Source organism: Streptomyces sp. NPDC014864 (assembly GCF_043081525.1).
Taxonomy (GTDB): domain Bacteria; phylum Actinomycetota; class Actinomycetes; order Streptomycetales; family Streptomycetaceae; genus Streptomyces.
The window spans coordinates 1-15,593 of record NZ_JBIBWT010000012.1; the positions used below are offsets into that span (position 1 = coordinate 1).

The window sequence follows — 15,593 nt, forward strand, 5'->3', positions numbered from 1 at the left end:
CCAGGCATTCCTCACCCTCAGGCGGCTCGACCCAAAAGCCCGGACGCCGGCCTGACCCTCTACCAGGTCCTCGACGCACTCCAGGACCTGCTGAGCTGCTGGACCGGCACCTGCACCACCTGCGGCCGGACCCTTCCCAGAAACAGCCGCAGAAGCAGAAGCAGAACCTAACGAAGCACTACTAGACGTCGCGCGGGAAAAGGGGGGCGGCCACCATGGGCCGCCCCCCTTCTCACTGCCCGTGAGGTCCCGTCTCACTGCCCGTGAGGTCCCCTCTCACCGCCCGTGAGGTCCCGCGGGCACGGCACGTGCTCAGCCGCGGACGCCGCACAGGTGCAGCAGGGCCGCGACGCCGCGGTACGGATCGGTCCGCCCCGCGCGTTCCTCGGCGGCCAGCAGCGCCGTCGGGTCGGCCGGGGGTTCGGTGCCGTCCGCCGCCGTGTCCGTGAAGACCCGCACCCCGTACCAGGCGCGCAGCGGTGCCCCGATCCCGGCGAGCGTCGCCGTCAGGTCGGCCAGCCGGTCCGCGCGCACGTCGAGCCCCAGCCGGTTGCGGTACGCCGTCGTGTCGAACGCGCCCAGCGCTCCCGCCCAGTCACCGGACAGCCCGGGGCGCAGCGCCAGCGCGTCCCCGTTGCGCACCAGCAGCGACAGCAGCCCGCCCGGCGCGAGCATCCGCGCCAGCCCCGCCAGCAGCGGGTCCGGCTCCTCGACGTACATCAGTACGCCGTGGCACAGCACGACGTCGAAGCTCCCGGGCAGGAAGTGCACCCCGGTGTCCTGGCCGTCGCCCTCGACGATCCGCATCCGCGCCCGGATGCCCTCCGGCTCGGCGGCCAGGGCCTCCCGGACCACGGAGATCATCGTCCGGTCCCGTTCGAGCCCCGTCACCTGGTGCCCGGCGCGCGCCAGCCGCAGCGCCTGCGTGCCCTGGCCCATGCCCACGTCGAGCACCCGCAGCCGCCGCCCGACCGGGAACCGCCCGGCCACCTGCTCGTCGAGCTGCCGGGCCACCAGCTCCTGCCGCACCATGTCGCGCAGTCCGCCCAGCTTGTTCAGCCACGCGTCGGCGGCTCCCCCGGTGAAAGCGGTCGCGCTCAGGGCCGTTCCCCGCGCTTGACCTGCGGCTTCGGCAGCCGGAGCCGGCGCATCTGCAGCGAGCGCATCAGGGCGTAGGCGACCGCGCCCCGCTTGTTCTGGTCCGGGAAGCGCTCGGCGAGCCGCTTCCTCAGCCGGACGGCGCTGAGGATCGAGTCCAGCACGATCAGGACGATCACCACGAGCCACAGCAGCAGCGCGATGTTCTGCAGAGAAGCCACCCGCACCATGCTCAGCACCAGGATGACCACGGCCATGGGGAGGAAGAACTCCGCGATGTTGAATCGCGAGTCGACGAAGTCGCGCGCGAACCTGCGCACCGGTCCCTTGTCCCGGGCCGGGAGGTACCGCTCGTCGCCCCCCGCCAGCGCCTGGCGCTGACGGTCCAGCGCGGCACGGCGCTCCTCGCGCTGCCGCTTGGCGGCGTCCTTGCGATTCGTCGGCGTCTGGGCCACGCTGCGGCGCTGGGCCTGGGCCTCACTCCTCTTGGGCGTGGGCCGGCCCTTCGGGGCCTGCGGGTCACGGGGCTGCTTGGAGAAGTTCACCGGGGCCTTGTCGGCGGCCGGGGTCTTCTCTTCCTTGGCACGGCTACGGAACACAAAACCCAAGGGTACGGGCTTCCCCCGCACGGGCCCCACTCCGGCGGGGAACGATCCGGCAACACCGGACGTCTCTAGGGGGACAGAGCGGACGTCGCGCACACGGCCCGTCGCCGGCACCCGGGGATCACCTACTCCCCGCGCCGGAGAGGGAGCGTACGGAGTCGTCCTCGGGGATGACCGCATCCGTCCCCGGACAGTGCGGTAATGGAGGCAGGGCCCGTACTGTGGGTTCTGTCGCAGGATCTGTGAGCCGGAGTCCGTCAGAAGGGGGCGCGCGAAGCCCATGAGCGGTGTCATGAAGCGTATGGGGATGATCTTCCGCGCGAAGGCGAACAAGGCCCTTGACCGGGCCGAGGACCCGCGCGAGACCCTCGACTACTCGTACCAGAAGCAGCTGGAGCTGCTGCAGAAGGTGCGCCGCGGCGTCGCGGACGTGGCGACCTCCCGCAAGCGGCTCGAACTCCAGCTGAACCAGCTGCAGCAGCAGTCCTCCAAGCTGGAGGACCAGGGCCGCAAGGCGCTCGCGCTCGGCCGGGAGGACCTGGCCCGCGAGGCGCTGTCCCGCCGTGCCGCGCTCCAGCAGCAGGTGACGGACCTGGAGACCCAGCACGCGACGCTCCAGGGCGAGGAGGAGAAGCTCACCCTGGCGGCCCAGCGGCTCCAGGCCAAGGTGGACGCCTTCCGTACGAAGAAGGAGACCATCAAGGCGACCTACACCGCGGCCCAGGCGCAGACCCGGATCGGTGAGGCGTTCTCCGGCATCTCCGAGGAGATGGGCGACGTCGGCCTCGCGATCCAGCGCGCCGAGGACAAGACGGCGCAGCTCCAGGCCCGCGCCGGCGCGATCGACGAACTGCTGGCCTCCGGCGCCCTGGACGACCAGTCCGGCATGGCCAAGGACGACATCCAGGCCGAGCTGGACCGGCTCTCCGGTGGTTCGGACGTGGAGCTGGAGCTCCAGCGCATGAAGGCGGAGCTGGCCGGAGGCACGCCCCAGCAGGCCATCGAGGGCGGCACCGGTCAGGGGCAGAACCAGCAGCAGCCGCAGGACACTCCCCGCTTCGACAAGCAGTAGGTCTGCGACCAGCGGTACGTCACGGGGTAGTACGTCACCAGCCAGTACGTCACTGGGCAGCACGTCACGTCATCGACAGCCGGGGCCCACGCCGAGGAGGGCGACATGATCGTACGGATCATGGGGGAGGGGCAGGTGAGGCTGGCCGAGAGCCACCTCGCCGGCCTGAACGAACTGGACGACGAACTCCTGGCCGAGATGGAGAAGGGCGACGGCCCCGGCTTCCGCCGCACCCTCCAGGCCCTGCTGTCCACCGTCCGTGAGCTGGGCGAGCCCTTGCCGGACGACTCCCTGGAGCCGTCCGAGCTCATCCTGCCCTCCCCCGACGCCACCCTGGAGGAGGTCCGGGACCTCCTGAGCGACGACGGCCTGATCCCGGGCTGAGCGGCGTCCGCGAAGCTCCTCGCCCTCGCCGCTCGCCGCGACCGCGCCGCCGTCGCCCCCCTCGCGGCGGCCGTGCCCCGGCGTGCGCCCGGCTCGGCGCGGGCGCGCCCCCGGTGCGCGTCCGTCGCGTTCCCGGCCGCGGTTCCCGGTGCGCCGGGCTGCCCTTACCGTTGACCCCCGTGAGCACACTCGACCGCGCCAGATGCCGGCTGAAGGCGCACCCCCTGGCACTGGACGCGGCGCTGGCCGCGGGCGTGCTGGTGTGCATGGTGGTCGGCTCCTTCGCCGGCCCGAACGGCGAGAACGGCGTCAGCTGGGGCGTGCGCAGGCCGGACCTGCTGAGCCTGCTCCTGATGACCGTCGGCGCCGCCGCGCTCGTCTTCCGCCGCCGCGCCCCGCGGACGGTGCTCGCCGTCACCGGCACCGTCTCCCTCGTCGAGTGCCTCACCGGCGACCCCCGCGCCCCCGTCGCGATGTCCGCCGTGGTCGCGCTGTACACCGTCGCCGCGGCCACCGACCGCCCCACCACCTGGCGCCTCGGCCTGCTCACCATGTCCGTGCTGACCGGCGCCGCGATGCTCGCCGGCCCCCTGCCCTGGTACGCCCAGGAGAACCTCGCCCTCTTCGCCTGGACCGGCATGGCCGCCGCCGGCGGCGACGCCGTCCGCAGCCGCCGCGCCTTCGTGCACGCGATCAGGGAGCGCGCCGAGCGGGCCGAACGCACCCGCGAGGAGGAGGCCCGCCGCCGCGTCGCCGAGGAACGCCTGCGCATCGCCCGCGACCTGCACGACGTCGTCGCCCACCACATCGCCCTGGTGAACGTGCAGGCCGGCGTCGCCGCCCATGTCATGGACAAGCGCCCCGACCAGGCCAAGGAGGCCCTCGCCCACGTCCGGGAGGCCGGTCGCTCCGCGCTGAACGAACTGCGCGCCACCGTCGGACTGCTCAGACAGTCCGGCGACCCCGAGGCCCCCACCGAACCCGCCCCCGGCCTGCACCGCCTCGACGACCTCGTCGCCACCTTCCGCAACGCCGGCCTCCTGGTCGAGGTCGCCCGCTCCGACCACGGCACCACCCTGCCCGCCGCCGTCGACCTGGCCGCCTACCGCGTCATCCAGGAGGCGCTCACCAACGTCCAGAAGCACGCCGGCACCCGGGCGCGGGCCGAGGTCAGCGTCGTACGCGTCGGACCCAACGCCGAGATCACCGTCCTGGACGACGGGACCGGCGACGACGACGGCCCGCTGCCCGGAGGCGGCCACGGACTGCTCGGCATGAGGGAGCGGGTCACCGCCCTCGGCGGCACCCTCACCACCGGTCCCCGCTACGGAGGGGGCTTCCGGGTCCATGCGATCCTGCCGGTCAAGACCCGCAGCCGCGCCCCGGGGGAACCCGTATGACGATCCGTGTCCTGCTCGCCGACGACCAGACGCTGCTGCGCAGCGCCTTCCGCGTGCTCGTCGACTCCGAGCCCGACATGGAGGTGGTCGGCGAGGCGTCCGACGGCGCCGAGGCGGTACGGCTCGCCAGGGAGCAGCGCGCCGACGTGGTGCTGATGGACATCCGGATGCCCGGCACCGACGGCCTCGCGGCCACCCGGCTGATCAGCGCCGACCCCGCCCTCGCGCACGTCCGCGTGGTCATCCTGACCACCTTCGAGGTCGACGACTACGTGGTGCGCTCGCTGCGCGCGGGCGCTTCCGGGTTCCTCGGCAAGGGCAGCGAGCCAGAGGAACTGCTCACCGCCATCCGGGTCGCGGCGGGCGGCGAGGCGCTGCTGTCCCCGGCGGCCACCAAGGGGCTGATCGCCCGCTTCCTCGCGCAGGGCGACGCCGCGGACGACGGCCGCCCGGCCCGGTCCGCCCGGCTGGAGGCACTGACCGTGCGGGAGCGCGAGGTGCTGGTGCTGGTCGCGGGCGGGCACTCCAACGACGAGATCGCCGAGCGGCTGGAGGTCAGCCCGCTGACGGTCAAGACCCACGTCAACCGGGCCATGGCCAAGCTGGGCGCCCGCGACCGGGCCCAACTGGTGGTCATCGCCTACGAGTCGGGGCTGGTGCGGCCGCGGGCGGAGTGAGCCCGCGCACCGGACGGCTGAGCCCGCGTGCCGAGCGACCGAGCCCGGTCCCCGGGGTGGAGCGGGACGGTGCCCGGGGTGGAGCGGGACGGTGCCCGGACCGTACGCCCACGGGTGGAGCGGCCTCCGCCCGGGCGTACTGCGGCCGGAGTAGGGCGCCCGCACGGAAATGGACCAGGGGCCTACGGATCACCGTCCGTCGATGCCCGAAGGTGTAGAGGCGGGTGCCCATCCGGCTCCGTGCCGCCGCCTTCAGCTCACCGAAGAGAGACCCTGACCATGTCCTGGCTGTCCAGGTTCAGCCTCGCGCAACGGGCCCTGATCGGGTTGATCTCGATCATCGCGCTCGTTTTCGGGGCGATCGCGATCCCCCAGCTCAAGCAGCAGCTGCTGCCCAGCATCGAACTTCCCGTGGTGTCCGTTCTGGCGCCGTACCAGGGCGCGTCCCCGGACGTGGTCGAGAAGCAGGTCGTCGAGCCCGTCGAGGACACCCTCAAGGCCGTCGACGGCATCAAGGGCGTCACCTCCACGGCGAGCGAGGGCAACGCCGTGATCATGGCCTCCTTCGACTACGGCAACGACACCGAGCAGCTCGTCGCCGACGTCCAGCAGGCCGTCAACCGGGCCCGCGTCCGGCTCCCGGACGCCGTGGACCCGCAGGTCGTCGCGGGCTCCACGGACGACATCCCGACCGTCGTCCTCGCCGTCACCTCCGGCGAGGACCAGCAGGCGCTCGCCGACCGGCTGGACCGGACGGTGGTGCCGGAGCTGAAGAACATCGCCGGCGTCGGCCAGGTCACCGTGAACGGCGTGCGGGACCTCCAGATCACCGTCACGCCCGACGACGCGAAGCTGGCCGGGGCGGGCCTCACCCCCGCCGCCCTGGGCCAGGCCCTGCAGGCGGGCGGTGCCACCGTCCCCGCGGGCTCCTTCGACGAGGGCGGCGCCAACCGCACCGTCCAGGTCGGCGGCGGCCTCACCTCGCTGAAGCAGATCGAGGACCTGAGCGTCACCGGCGAGGGCGCGGCCGCGAAGAAGCCGGTCCGCCTCGGCGACGTGGCCGGGGTGAAGCAGGAGCCCGCCAAGGCCGACTCGATCACTCGCACCGACGGCAGGCCGAGCCTCGCCGTCGCCGTCACCATGGACCACAACGGCAGCGCGGTCACGATCTCGAACGCGATCGAGGACAAGCTGCCCGCCCTGCGCGCGAGTCTCGGCTCCGGCGCGAGGATCACCGTCGTCAGCGACCAGGGGCCGGCGGTGGCCAAGTCCATCGACGGCCTGACCACCGAGGGCGCGCTCGGCCTGCTCTTCGCGGTCCTGATCATCCTGGTCTTCCTGGCGTCGGTGCGCTCCACCCTCGTCACGGCGGTGAGCATCCCGCTCTCCGTGGTCCTGGCCCTGATCGTGCTGTGGACCCGCGACCTGTCGCTCAACATGCTGACGCTGGGCGCCCTGACCATCGCCGTCGGCCGGGTCGTCGACGACTCGATCGTGGTCCTGGAGAACATCAAGCGGCACCTCGGCTACGGCGAGGAGCGCCGCGAGGCCATCCTGAACGCGGTCCGCGAGGTGGCCGGGGCGGTCACCTCCTCGACGCTCACCACGGTCGCCGTGTTCCTGCCGATCGGCCTGGTCGGAGGCATGGTCGGCGAGCTGTTCGGCCCGTTCAGCATCACCGTCACCGCGGCGCTGCTGGCCTCGCTGCTGGTGTCGCTGACCGTCGTACCGGTGCTGTCGTTCTGGTTCCTGCGTGCCCCGAAGGGGACCCCCGCCGAGGCCGCGGAGGCCCGCCGTCTCGCCGAGGAGAAGGAGGCGAGGAGCCGCCTGCAGCGGTTCTACGTCCCCGTCCTGCGCTTCGCCACCCGCCGCCGCCTCACCAGCGTGCTGATCGCGGTCGTGGTGCTGGTCGGCACCTTCGGCATGACCCCGCTGCTGAAGACCAACTTCTTCGACCAGGGCGACCAGAAGGTCCTCACCGTCAAGCAGGAGCTGAAGCCCGGTACCAGCCTGGCCGCCACCGACGCGCAGGCCAGGAGGGTCGAGAAGCTGCTCGCCGGGGTGAAGGGCGTCAAGGACTACCAGGTGACGGTCGGCTCGTCCGGCTTCATGGCGGCCTTCGGCGGTGGCACGGACAGCAACCAGGCGTCGTACCAGGTGATGCTGGAGGACTCGGCGTCCGCCGACGACGTCCGCGAGGACATCGAGGACGGCCTGCACCGGCTGTCCGGCATCGGCACCACCACGGTCGCCGCCGGCGACGGCTTCGGCGACCAGGACCTCAAGGTCGTCGTCAAGGCGGCCGACGGGGACGTCCTGCGCCGGGCGGCGGAGCGGGTGCGCGAGACGGTCTCCGGCCTGGACGACGTCACCGACGTCACCAGCGACCTGTCGCGGAGCGTGCCCCGCGTCTCGGTGCGAGCGAACGGCAGGGCGGCCGCCGCGGGCTTCACCGAGCAGACGCTCGGTACCGCCGTCGCCCAGGCGGTCAAGGGCACCACCGTGGCGAAGGCGACCCTGGACGACACCGAGCGCGACGTCGTCGTCCGTTCGGCCAGGCCGGCCGAGACGCTGGCCCAGTTGAAGAACCTGCGCCTGGGCCCGGTGAAGCTGGGCGACGTCGCCACCGTGAAGCTGGTCGACGGCCCGGTGTCGATGACCCGCATCGACGGTCGGCGCGCGGCGACCGTCACCGCCAAGCCCGTCGGCGACAACACCGGCGCGGTCAGCGCGGACCTCCAGTCCGAGCTCAAGGCGCTGAAGCTCCCGGCGGGTGCCACGGCGGAGATCGGCGGGGTCACGCAGGACCAGAGCGACGCCTTCAAGAACCTCGGCCTGGCGATGCTCGCGGCCATCGCGATCGTCTTCATGCTGCTGGTCGCGACCTTCCGCTCGCTGGCCCAGCCGCTGATCCTGCTGGTGTCCATCCCGTTCGCCGCGACCGGCGCGCTCGGCCTGCTGATCGCCACCGGCACGCCGATGGGCGTCCCCGCGATGATCGGCATGTTGATGCTCATCGGCATCGTGGTGACGAACGCGATCGTGTTGATCGACTTGATCAACCAGTACCGCGCGCAGGGGTACGGCGTGGTCGAGGCCGTGATCGAGGGCGGCCGCCACCGGCTGCGCCCGATCCTGATGACCGCCCTGGCGACGATCTTCGCCCTGCTCCCGATGGCCCTGGGCGTCACCGGCGAGGGCGGCTTCATCGCCCAGCCCCTGGCGGTCGTGGTGATCGGCGGCCTGGTCACCTCCACCCTGCTGACCCTGCTCCTGGTCCCGACGCTCTACGCGATGCTGGAGCTTCGCAAGGAGCGCCGCGCGAAGAAGCGCGCGGCAAGGCGGGAGGCGAGGGCGGAGGAGCCCCGGGAGCCGGTGACGGTGTAGCCGCTCCCTCCGCGGCGGACGAAGGCCCCCGCGCACCGACCGGTGTGCGGGGGCCTTCGCCGTGAGACTCCGGCCTCCCTCGAGGACCGTACGGACTACGGAAGGGCCAGCATCCGCTCCAGCGCCAGCTTGGCGAACGCCTCGGTCTCCTCGTCCACCTGGATGCGGTTGACCAGGTTGCCCTCGGCCAGGGACTCCAGGGCCCAGACCAGGTGGGGCAGGTCGATGCGGTTCATGGTCGAGCAGAAGCACACCGTGCGGTCGAGGAAGACGACCTCCTTGCCCTCGGGCGCGAAACGGTTCGCCAGCCGCCGTACGAGGTTCAGCTCCGTGCCGATGGCCCACTTGGAGCCGGCCGGGGCGGCCTCCAGCGTCTTGATGATGTGCTCGGTCGAGCCGACGTGGTCCGCCGCCGCCACGACCTCGTGCCGGCACTCGGGGTGGACCAGGACGTTGACGCCCGGGACGCGCTCGCGTACGTCGTTGACCGAGTCCAGGCTGAAGCGGCCGTGCACCGAGCAGTGACCCCGCCACAGGATCATCTTCGCGGCGCGCAGCTCCTGCGTCGTCAGCCCGCCGTTCGGCTTGTGCGGGTTGTAGACGACGCAGTCGTCCAGGGACATGCCCATGTCCCGCACCGCGGTGTTGCGGCCCAGGTGCTGGTCGGGCAGGAACAGCACCTTCTCGCCCTGCTGGAAGGCCCACTCCAGGGCCCGCCGCGCGTTGGAGGAGGTGCAGATCGTGCCGCCGTGCCGGCCGGTGAACGCCTTGATGTCGGCGGAGGAGTTCATGTACGACACCGGCACGACCTGCTCGGCTACGCCGGCCTCGGTCAGCACGTCCCAGCACTCGGCGACCTGCTCGGCGGTCGCCATGTCGGCCATGGAGCACCCCGCCGCCAGGTCCGGCAGGACGACCTTCTGGTCGCCGGACGTCAGGATGTCCGCGGACTCCGCCATGAAGTGCACACCGCAGAAGACGATGTACTCGGCCTCCGGGCGCGCCGCCGCGTCCCGCGCCAGCTTGAAGGAGTCGCCCGTGACGTCGGCGAACTGGATGACCTCGTCGCGCTGGTAGTGGTGGCCGAGCACGAAGACCTTGTCGCCGAGCTTCTCCTTGGCGGCGCGGGCGCGTTCCACCAGGTCCGGGTCGGACGGGGAGGGCAGGTCGCCGGGACACTCGACACCGCGCTCGCTCTTCGGGTCGGCCTCACGGCCGAGGAGCAGCAGGGCGAGGGGCGTCGGCTGTACGTCGAGCTCCTGGGCTTGGGCGGTGGTCACGACACGCACCCTTTCTACTTTTCGTCGAACTGACGCTATTTATCATAACCGCTTCACGTCACTTTGACGATGGCCATAGCGTCGATGTGACGGGAATCCCGGTGGTCGCTGTTGGCTCCACGGCGCATGTGCGAGCATGAAGATGACGAGCATGCAGAAGAGAGAAACCACGCGCTCGGCCCGGAATGAATCCGCGGCCCTGCCGGTTGCACTCGTCGGCAAGCAGTCTCCGTACAACCCGGGAGAGATGTAGATGTCCGTATCGGACGAGACCACCACCGTCACCGACGGCATCATCCTGACCGACGCCGCCGCGTCGAAGGTCAAGGCCCTGCTCGACCAGGAAGGCCGGGACGACCTCGCCCTGCGCGTCGCCGTCCAGCCCGGCGGCTGCTCCGGCCTGCGCTACCAGCTCTTCTTCGACGAGCGCTCCCTCGACGGCGACGTGGAGAAGGACTTCGACGGCGTCAAGGTCGTCACCGACCGGATGAGCGCCCCGTACCTGGGCGGTGCCACCATCGACTTCGTGGACACGATCGAGAAGCAGGGCTTCACGATCGACAACCCGAACGCGACGGGCTCCTGCGCCTGCGGCGACTCCTTCAGCTGAGCCGGCGGGCCACGCGAACGACATGAAGGCGGCGGCCCCCCTGTCCAGGGGGGCCGCCGCCTTCACGCGTCCGTGACGCCCAGTCCGGCGCCCGCCGCTAGCGCGCCTGCGACGAGGACCGCGGCAGCCGCGCGCCCGGCTTCTCCCGCGGGATCTCCCGGCCGTCCGAGCCGACCACCTGCCGGCCGTCGAGCGGCCGGCCCAGGTGCACGGTCCGGTGCTGGATCTTGGCGATCATGATGCAGACCTTGCCCGGCCGCCGGGTCTCGGTCACCGTCACGGTCACCTCGCCGGAACTCTCCCGTGCCGACGCCTTGTAGTCGGAGCAGACCCCGCCCTCGAAGGTGACGGTCAGGTCGTCGCCCTCGGTGCCGTACCCGGTCACCTTGACGTCGTGGGTCTTCGGGGCGTCGCCGGACCCGCTCGGCGGCGGGGTGGGCTGCCCGGACGGCGTGGCCGACGACGGGGCCAGGTACTTGGGGTCGACCGCCGGATACGTCACCGTGAAGCCGTCCTGCCCGGCCGGCCCGCGCACCTGGAACAGCCAGGACGGCACCAGGGTCTGCCGCCCGCCGGAGTAGTGCGAGGCCAGACCGAAGACGGCCTTGTCGACGGTGAGCACGTCCTGGGCCGTGGTGGACGCCCCGCACGGCGCCTCCAGACGGTCCTTCAGCGGCTCCGGGCTCGCGCAGCCCCCGATGCCCATGCGGTGGTCGGTCCGGGGGGCCGCGTTCATCAGCTCCAGCGTCTTCCGCGCGCTCAGCACGGGGTACGTGTCCCCCTTCACCGGCGCCTTCATCTGCCCGCTGCCCCCGACCACCTCACCCCGCGGGCCGACGGTCAGGCCGGTCGTCCAGCCGTAGGTGGGCAGTCCGCCGACCGCCGGATCGGCGTTGACGACCCGCTGGGCGCCCATGATCTGCCCTGCGTCCACCTTCGCGTCGTCCTGCCCCAGGGCCTTGAGCACCGGCGCCGCCGCCTTCTCGGCGTCCGCCGCGCTCACCGGGTGGACGGCCGGGGCCGCGGGGTCGTGCGTGCACAGCACGCCCTTGCAGTTGTCGGTGCCCGGCGCGTACCGGCTGAACGTCCAGGTCCCCGGCGCCTGCCGGGTCACCCGCAGCATCGGGCCGGAACCGTCCTTGCCGCTGCCCGCCGTCCAGGCCTGGGCGTCCGCGACCGGCGTCCCGTCGACGCCGAGCGCCCGGGCCAGCCGGGCCACCTCGTCCCGTGTGACCTCGCCCCGCGGCCGGTACACCGGCGCCGAGCCCGGGCCGTCGGGCAGGGCGCCCGCCGGGCGGTAGGACGCGCCGTACGGATTGGGCTCGCCGGGCGCGATGCCGTTCGTCCCGCCGTCGCCGTCCGCGCCGCCACCGCGGCCGGCGCCCGCGGGGGAGTAGCCGTCGAGCATCAGCGGCGGGGGAGTGCCGTGGCCGCCGGAGGCCGCCGCGTCCGTGGGACCGCCCGAGCCGCCGGACACGCTCGTGGCCAGATACGCACCCCCGCCGCCCACCAGCAGCACCGCGGCCGCGACTGCGGCGGCCGCCAACGGCGAGCGCCCCCGGCCGCCCCGGCCCGCCCTCTCGTCCTCGGGCCCCGCATTCCTGGGGGCCCCGGGGCCGCCCACGTCGAGCCCGACGTCGGCCTGTTCGGCCTGTTCGGCCTGTTCGGCCTGTTCGGCCTGTTCGGCCTGTTCGGCCTGTTCGGCCTGTTCGGCCTGTTCGGTCTTCGCGGGCTGCTGGGGCTGCTCGGCCTCCGGGGCCTTCTCCGCGCTCGCGGACGTTGGGGCCTCGGCTTCGGACGCCTCGGACGCTCCGGACGCGTCGGCTTCGGGTGCCTCGGACGCTCCGGCCTCGGGTGCGCGGGGCTCCCGGGCCTCGGCACCGGTCACATCGGCGTTCCCGGCCCCGCCCCCGGACTTCGGAGCCGCCTTCTCCCGCGAGGCTCCGTCGGCGGTACCCGCGGCCGCGTCGTCGTGGTCGGGTCGCTCGGTGTTCACCGCATCGCTCCTTCGGCTGCACAACTGTCCCTGTGACCCTGACCCGGCCCTGTCAAAACTGACCGGTCGGCGGGTCGTATCCCGCATCCCCCAGACGGGGGACAGCGATGGGACGCAGCGGGGGAGCGCACGGTTCCCGGAACGCGCCGCCCGGGCGCGGGGCCCGGCCCGGGCGGGCGCGGCGGGCTCGTTTCACCGGAGTGGTGCCTCCGGGATCGGTCTCCGGAATCGGTCCTGGGCGTTCAGTCCCGGGTATCAGCTCTGGTGATCAGTCCCCGTAGTCCGACATCGCGTCCAGCAGCCGGGCCGAGGAGGCCGGAACGTCCACCCCGTGGATACGGGACGGCGGCACCGGCCGCGCGACATCCGGTCCGGGGGCCGCCCAGTGGGGGACCATCCGTACGCAGTCCCCGCGCAGCGACGCCAGATCGCCCTCCAGGTCGGCCGGTCCGGGGTGAGGGTGCACCTTGAGGTTCGTCATGCCGAAACCGTAAGCACGTCGAGGCGCACGAAGAAAGATCTACTATCGGGTATTTTTGCCTGCTTCAACGCCCCTCGGTGAACGGGTAGCGTGAAGTGTCAACCCGCCTTCTCCCAACCAGGAGAGTCCACGCCGTGCGCATCGCAGTCACCGGCTCCATCGCCACCGACCACCTCATGACCTTCCCCGGCCGTTTCGCCGACCAGTTCGTCGCGGACCAGCTGCACACGGTCTCGCTCTCCTTCCTGGTCGACCAGCTGGACGTGCGGCGCGGCGGGGTCGGCGCCAACATCGCCTTCGGCATGGGGCAGCTCGGCACGCGGCCCGTCCTGGTCGGCGCCGCGGGCCCCGACTTCGGCGAGTACCGCGCCTGGCTGGAGCGGCACGGCGTCGACACCGACTCGGTCCGCATCTCCGAGACGCTGCACACCGCCCGCTTCGTGTGCACCACGGACGCCGACCACAACCAGATCGGCTCGTTCTACACCGGCGCGATGAGCGAGGCCCGCCTCATCGAGCTCAAGACCGTCGCCGATCGCGTCGCCGGCCTGGACCTGGTGCTGATCGGCGCCGACGACCCCGAGGCGATGCTCCGGCACACCGAGGAGTGCCGCTCGCGGTCGATCCCGTTCGCCGCCGACTTCTCCCAGCAGATCGCCCGCATGGACGGGGAGGAGATCCGGATACTGCTGGACGGGGCGACCTACCTCTTCTCCAACGAGTACGAGAAGGGGCTCATCGAGTCGAAGACCGGCTGGAGCGACGCCGAGATCCTCTCCCGCGTCGGCCACCGGGTGACCACCCTCGGCGCCCGGGGCGTGCGCATCGAGGGCGCCGGCCGGGACCCGATCGAGGTCGGCTGCCCGGACGAGGAGCGCAAGGCCGACCCCACGGGCGTCGGCGACGCCTTCCGTGCCGGGTTCCTCTCCGGTCTGGCCTGGGGCGTCTCCCTGGAGCGCGCCGCCCAGGTCGGCTGCATGCTCGCCACGCTGGTCATCGAGACCGTCGGCACCCAGGAGTACCAGCTGCGCCGCGCCCACTTCATGGAGCGCTTCACCAAGGCGTACGGCGACGACGCGGCCCGCGAGGTCCGCGCCCACCTCGCCTGACCTACCGCACGTTCTAGGAGACCCGGCGGACCACGTAGGCCGAGCCCCGGTCCGCCGGCTCCTCACCGACGTACTCCTGCCCCCGCATCTCGCACCACGCCGGGATGTCGAGGCGGGCCGCCTCGTCGTCCGCGAGGACGCGGACCGTGCCGCCCACCGGGACGTCCCCGAAGACCTTCGCGAGCTCGATCACCGGGATCGGGCAGCGCCGGCCGAGGGCGTCGACGACGAGCGCGTCGCCGCCCGGCCCGGCCGCCGGCGCCGCCACCGGCGCCCCCAGCTGCTCCCGGACCCCGGCGACCGTGCCGGGCAGCACCGACAGGAACCGCTCCACGTCCTCCTCCGGGGTCCCCGGCGGCAGCGACACCCGTACGTTGCCCTCGCTCAGCACACCCATCGCCCGCAGGACATGGCTCGGCGTCAGGGTGCTGCTCGTACAGGAGGAGCCGGAGGAGACCGAGAAGCCCGCACGGTCCAGCTCGTGCAGCAGTGTCTCCCCGTCGACATAGAGACAGGAGAAGGTGACGACGCCCGGCAGCCGGCGCACCGGGTCGCCCACCACCTCCACGTCCGGCACCAGACGCGGCACCCGCGCCCGGATCCGCTCCGTCAGTTCCCGCAGCCGTACGGCCTCCGCGGCCGCCTCCGACCGCACCGCCCGCAGCGACGCCGCCGCGGCCACGATCGCGGGGATGTTCTCGAACCCGGCGGCCCGGCCCGACTCCCGCTCGTCCGCCGGCCCCCGGGGCGCGAACCGCACGCCCTTGCGTACGACCAGGAGCCCGACCCCCGACGGTCCGCCCCACTTGTGTGCGCTCGCCGCCAGCAGCGACCAGTCGCCCGCCACCCGGCCCCAGCCCAGCGACTGCGCCGCGTCCACCAGCAGCGGGACCCCCGCGGCCCGGCAGACCTCGGCCACCTCGGCCACCGGCTGCTCGGTGCCCACCTCGTGGTTGGCCGACTGCAGGCAGGCCAGCGCGGTGTCCGGGCGTACCGCCGCCTGGTACGCCCCCACGGCCACCGCGCCCGCGCGGTTCACCGGGACCCGGGTGACGGTGCCGCCGTCCGCCTCGTGCGCCTCGGCCGAATGGAGGACCGAGGAGTGTTCGACCGCTGACACGATCAGGTGGCGCCCGGCGCGGCGCCGCCCGGCCAGCGCGCCCGCGACACCGGTGTGCACCGCGCGGGTGCCGGACGGGGTGAAGGTCAGCTCGTCGGGCCGGCAGCCCACCGCCTCGGCGGTCGCCTCCCGCGCCGCGTCCAGCAGCAGCCGCGCCCGCCTGCCCTCCCGGTACAGCCGCGCCGGATCGGCCCACCCCTCGTCGAGGGAGGCCTCGAGCGCCTGACGGGCGACGGGATGGAGCGGAGCGGCGGAAGCAGCGTCGAAGTAAGCCACACGCCAACGCTACGTCCCGCGCGGGCGCGAGCGGGGCGCGGGACCGTGCCCGCAGGCGGTTCCGCCGGGGCCAAAAGGCTCTCGAACTCCGTCAATTC

General features: G+C 72.7%; 13 protein-coding genes. 7 read left to right on the plus strand and 6 right to left on the minus strand.

The features are described 5' to 3' along the window. Positions 1-312: 312 nt before the first annotated feature. Entirely contained in the window at positions 313-1,014 is a 702-nt protein-coding gene (locus ACF1A5_RS21785; protein WP_392194704.1) for a class I SAM-dependent methyltransferase, read from the minus strand. An 83-nt stretch (positions 1,015-1,097) separates the two neighbouring features. Then, a complete protein-coding gene (locus ACF1A5_RS21790) occupies positions 1,098-1,697 on the minus strand; it encodes a DUF3043 domain-containing protein (RefSeq protein ID WP_392194508.1) in 600 nt (199 codons plus the stop codon). Positions 1,698-1,983: 286 nt separating this feature from the next. Here ACF1A5_RS21790 and ACF1A5_RS21795 point away from each other — a divergent pair, with 286 nt between their 5' ends. The 5 genes from ACF1A5_RS21795 (at position 1,984) to ACF1A5_RS21815 (ending at position 8,623) form a co-directional block, all read left to right on the plus strand. Continuing rightward, positions 1,984-2,775, plus strand: a complete 792-nt coding sequence (locus tag ACF1A5_RS21795) for a PspA/IM30 family protein (RefSeq protein WP_356193273.1) — start codon at positions 1,984-1,986, stop codon at positions 2,773-2,775. Positions 2,776-2,880: 105 nt separating this feature from the next. Then, positions 2,881-3,159: a hypothetical protein gene (locus ACF1A5_RS21800; RefSeq protein WP_392194509.1), complete on the plus strand. Its 279-nt coding sequence runs from the start codon at positions 2,881-2,883 to the stop codon at positions 3,157-3,159. A gap of 179 nt (positions 3,160-3,338) precedes the next feature. Continuing rightward, complete coding sequence (locus ACF1A5_RS21805) at positions 3,339-4,559, plus strand: sensor histidine kinase (protein WP_392194510.1); 1,221 nt, start codon at positions 3,339-3,341, stop codon at positions 4,557-4,559. After that, positions 4,556-5,236, plus strand: a complete 681-nt coding sequence (locus tag ACF1A5_RS21810) for a response regulator (protein ID WP_392194511.1) — start codon at positions 4,556-4,558, stop codon at positions 5,234-5,236. The genes ACF1A5_RS21805 and ACF1A5_RS21810 overlap by 4 nt, the downstream gene beginning before the upstream one ends. A gap of 279 nt (positions 5,237-5,515) precedes the next feature. Then, the gene (locus ACF1A5_RS21815) at positions 5,516-8,623 is read left to right on the plus strand and encodes an efflux RND transporter permease subunit (protein ID WP_392194512.1); all 3,108 of its coding nucleotides are present in this window, start codon (positions 5,516-5,518) and stop codon (positions 8,621-8,623) included. Positions 8,624-8,718: 95 nt separating this feature from the next. Here ACF1A5_RS21815 and nadA read toward each other — a convergent pair whose 3' ends face one another. Beyond that, positions 8,719-9,903, minus strand: coding sequence for a quinolinate synthase NadA (gene nadA, locus ACF1A5_RS21820; RefSeq protein ID WP_392194513.1), 1,185 nt, complete (start codon positions 9,901-9,903; stop codon positions 8,719-8,721). 253 nt (positions 9,904-10,156) lie between these two features. Between nadA and erpA the strand changes: the two genes are divergently transcribed. Further along, positions 10,157-10,513, plus strand: coding sequence for an iron-sulfur cluster insertion protein ErpA (erpA, locus tag ACF1A5_RS21825; protein WP_100572291.1), 357 nt, complete (start codon positions 10,157-10,159; stop codon positions 10,511-10,513). Positions 10,514-10,610: 97 nt separating this feature from the next. Here erpA and ACF1A5_RS21830 read toward each other — a convergent pair whose 3' ends face one another. Together ACF1A5_RS21830 and ACF1A5_RS21835 are read right to left on the minus strand one after the other, a co-directional pair. After that, positions 10,611-12,509 carry a hypothetical protein gene (locus tag ACF1A5_RS21830; protein ID WP_392194514.1) on the minus strand — a complete coding sequence of 633 codons (1,899 nt, stop codon included), beginning with the start codon at positions 12,507-12,509 and terminating at the stop codon, positions 10,611-10,613. A gap of 268 nt (positions 12,510-12,777) precedes the next feature. Then, positions 12,778-12,990: a hypothetical protein gene (locus ACF1A5_RS21835; RefSeq protein ID WP_392194515.1), complete on the minus strand. Its 213-nt coding sequence runs from the start codon at positions 12,988-12,990 to the stop codon at positions 12,778-12,780. Between the two features lie 134 nt (positions 12,991-13,124). Here ACF1A5_RS21835 and ACF1A5_RS21840 point away from each other — a divergent pair, with 134 nt between their 5' ends. Then, positions 13,125-14,099: a carbohydrate kinase family protein gene (locus ACF1A5_RS21840; protein WP_392194516.1), complete on the plus strand. Its 975-nt coding sequence runs from the start codon at positions 13,125-13,127 to the stop codon at positions 14,097-14,099. A 13-nt stretch (positions 14,100-14,112) separates the two neighbouring features. Here the strand turns inward: ACF1A5_RS21840 and ACF1A5_RS21845 are convergent, their stop codons facing one another. Beyond that, positions 14,113-15,495, minus strand: a complete 1,383-nt coding sequence (locus ACF1A5_RS21845) for a cysteine desulfurase/sulfurtransferase TusA family protein (protein ID WP_392194517.1) — start codon at positions 15,493-15,495, stop codon at positions 14,113-14,115. Positions 15,496-15,593 lie beyond the last annotated feature (98 nt).

What these genes read in the sequence shown, in the direction of transcription:
- ACF1A5_RS21810 (WP_392194511.1), top strand. Translation starts at nt 4,556, where the DNA reads ATGACGATCCGTGTCCTGCTCGCCGACGACCAGACGCTGCTGCGCAGC.
- erpA (WP_100572291.1), top strand. Translation starts at nt 10,157, where the DNA reads ATGTCCGTATCGGACGAGACCACCACCGTCACCGACGGCATCATCCTG.
- ACF1A5_RS21835 (WP_392194515.1), bottom strand. Translation starts at nt 12,990, where the DNA reads ATGACGAACCTCAAGGTGCACCCTCACCCCGGACCGGCCGACCTGGAG.
- ACF1A5_RS21795 (WP_356193273.1), top strand. Translation starts at nt 1,984, where the DNA reads ATGAGCGGTGTCATGAAGCGTATGGGGATGATCTTCCGCGCGAAGGCG.
- ACF1A5_RS21815 (WP_392194512.1), top strand. Translation starts at nt 5,516, where the DNA reads ATGTCCTGGCTGTCCAGGTTCAGCCTCGCGCAACGGGCCCTGATCGGG.
- ACF1A5_RS21800 (WP_392194509.1), top strand. Translation starts at nt 2,881, where the DNA reads ATGATCGTACGGATCATGGGGGAGGGGCAGGTGAGGCTGGCCGAGAGC.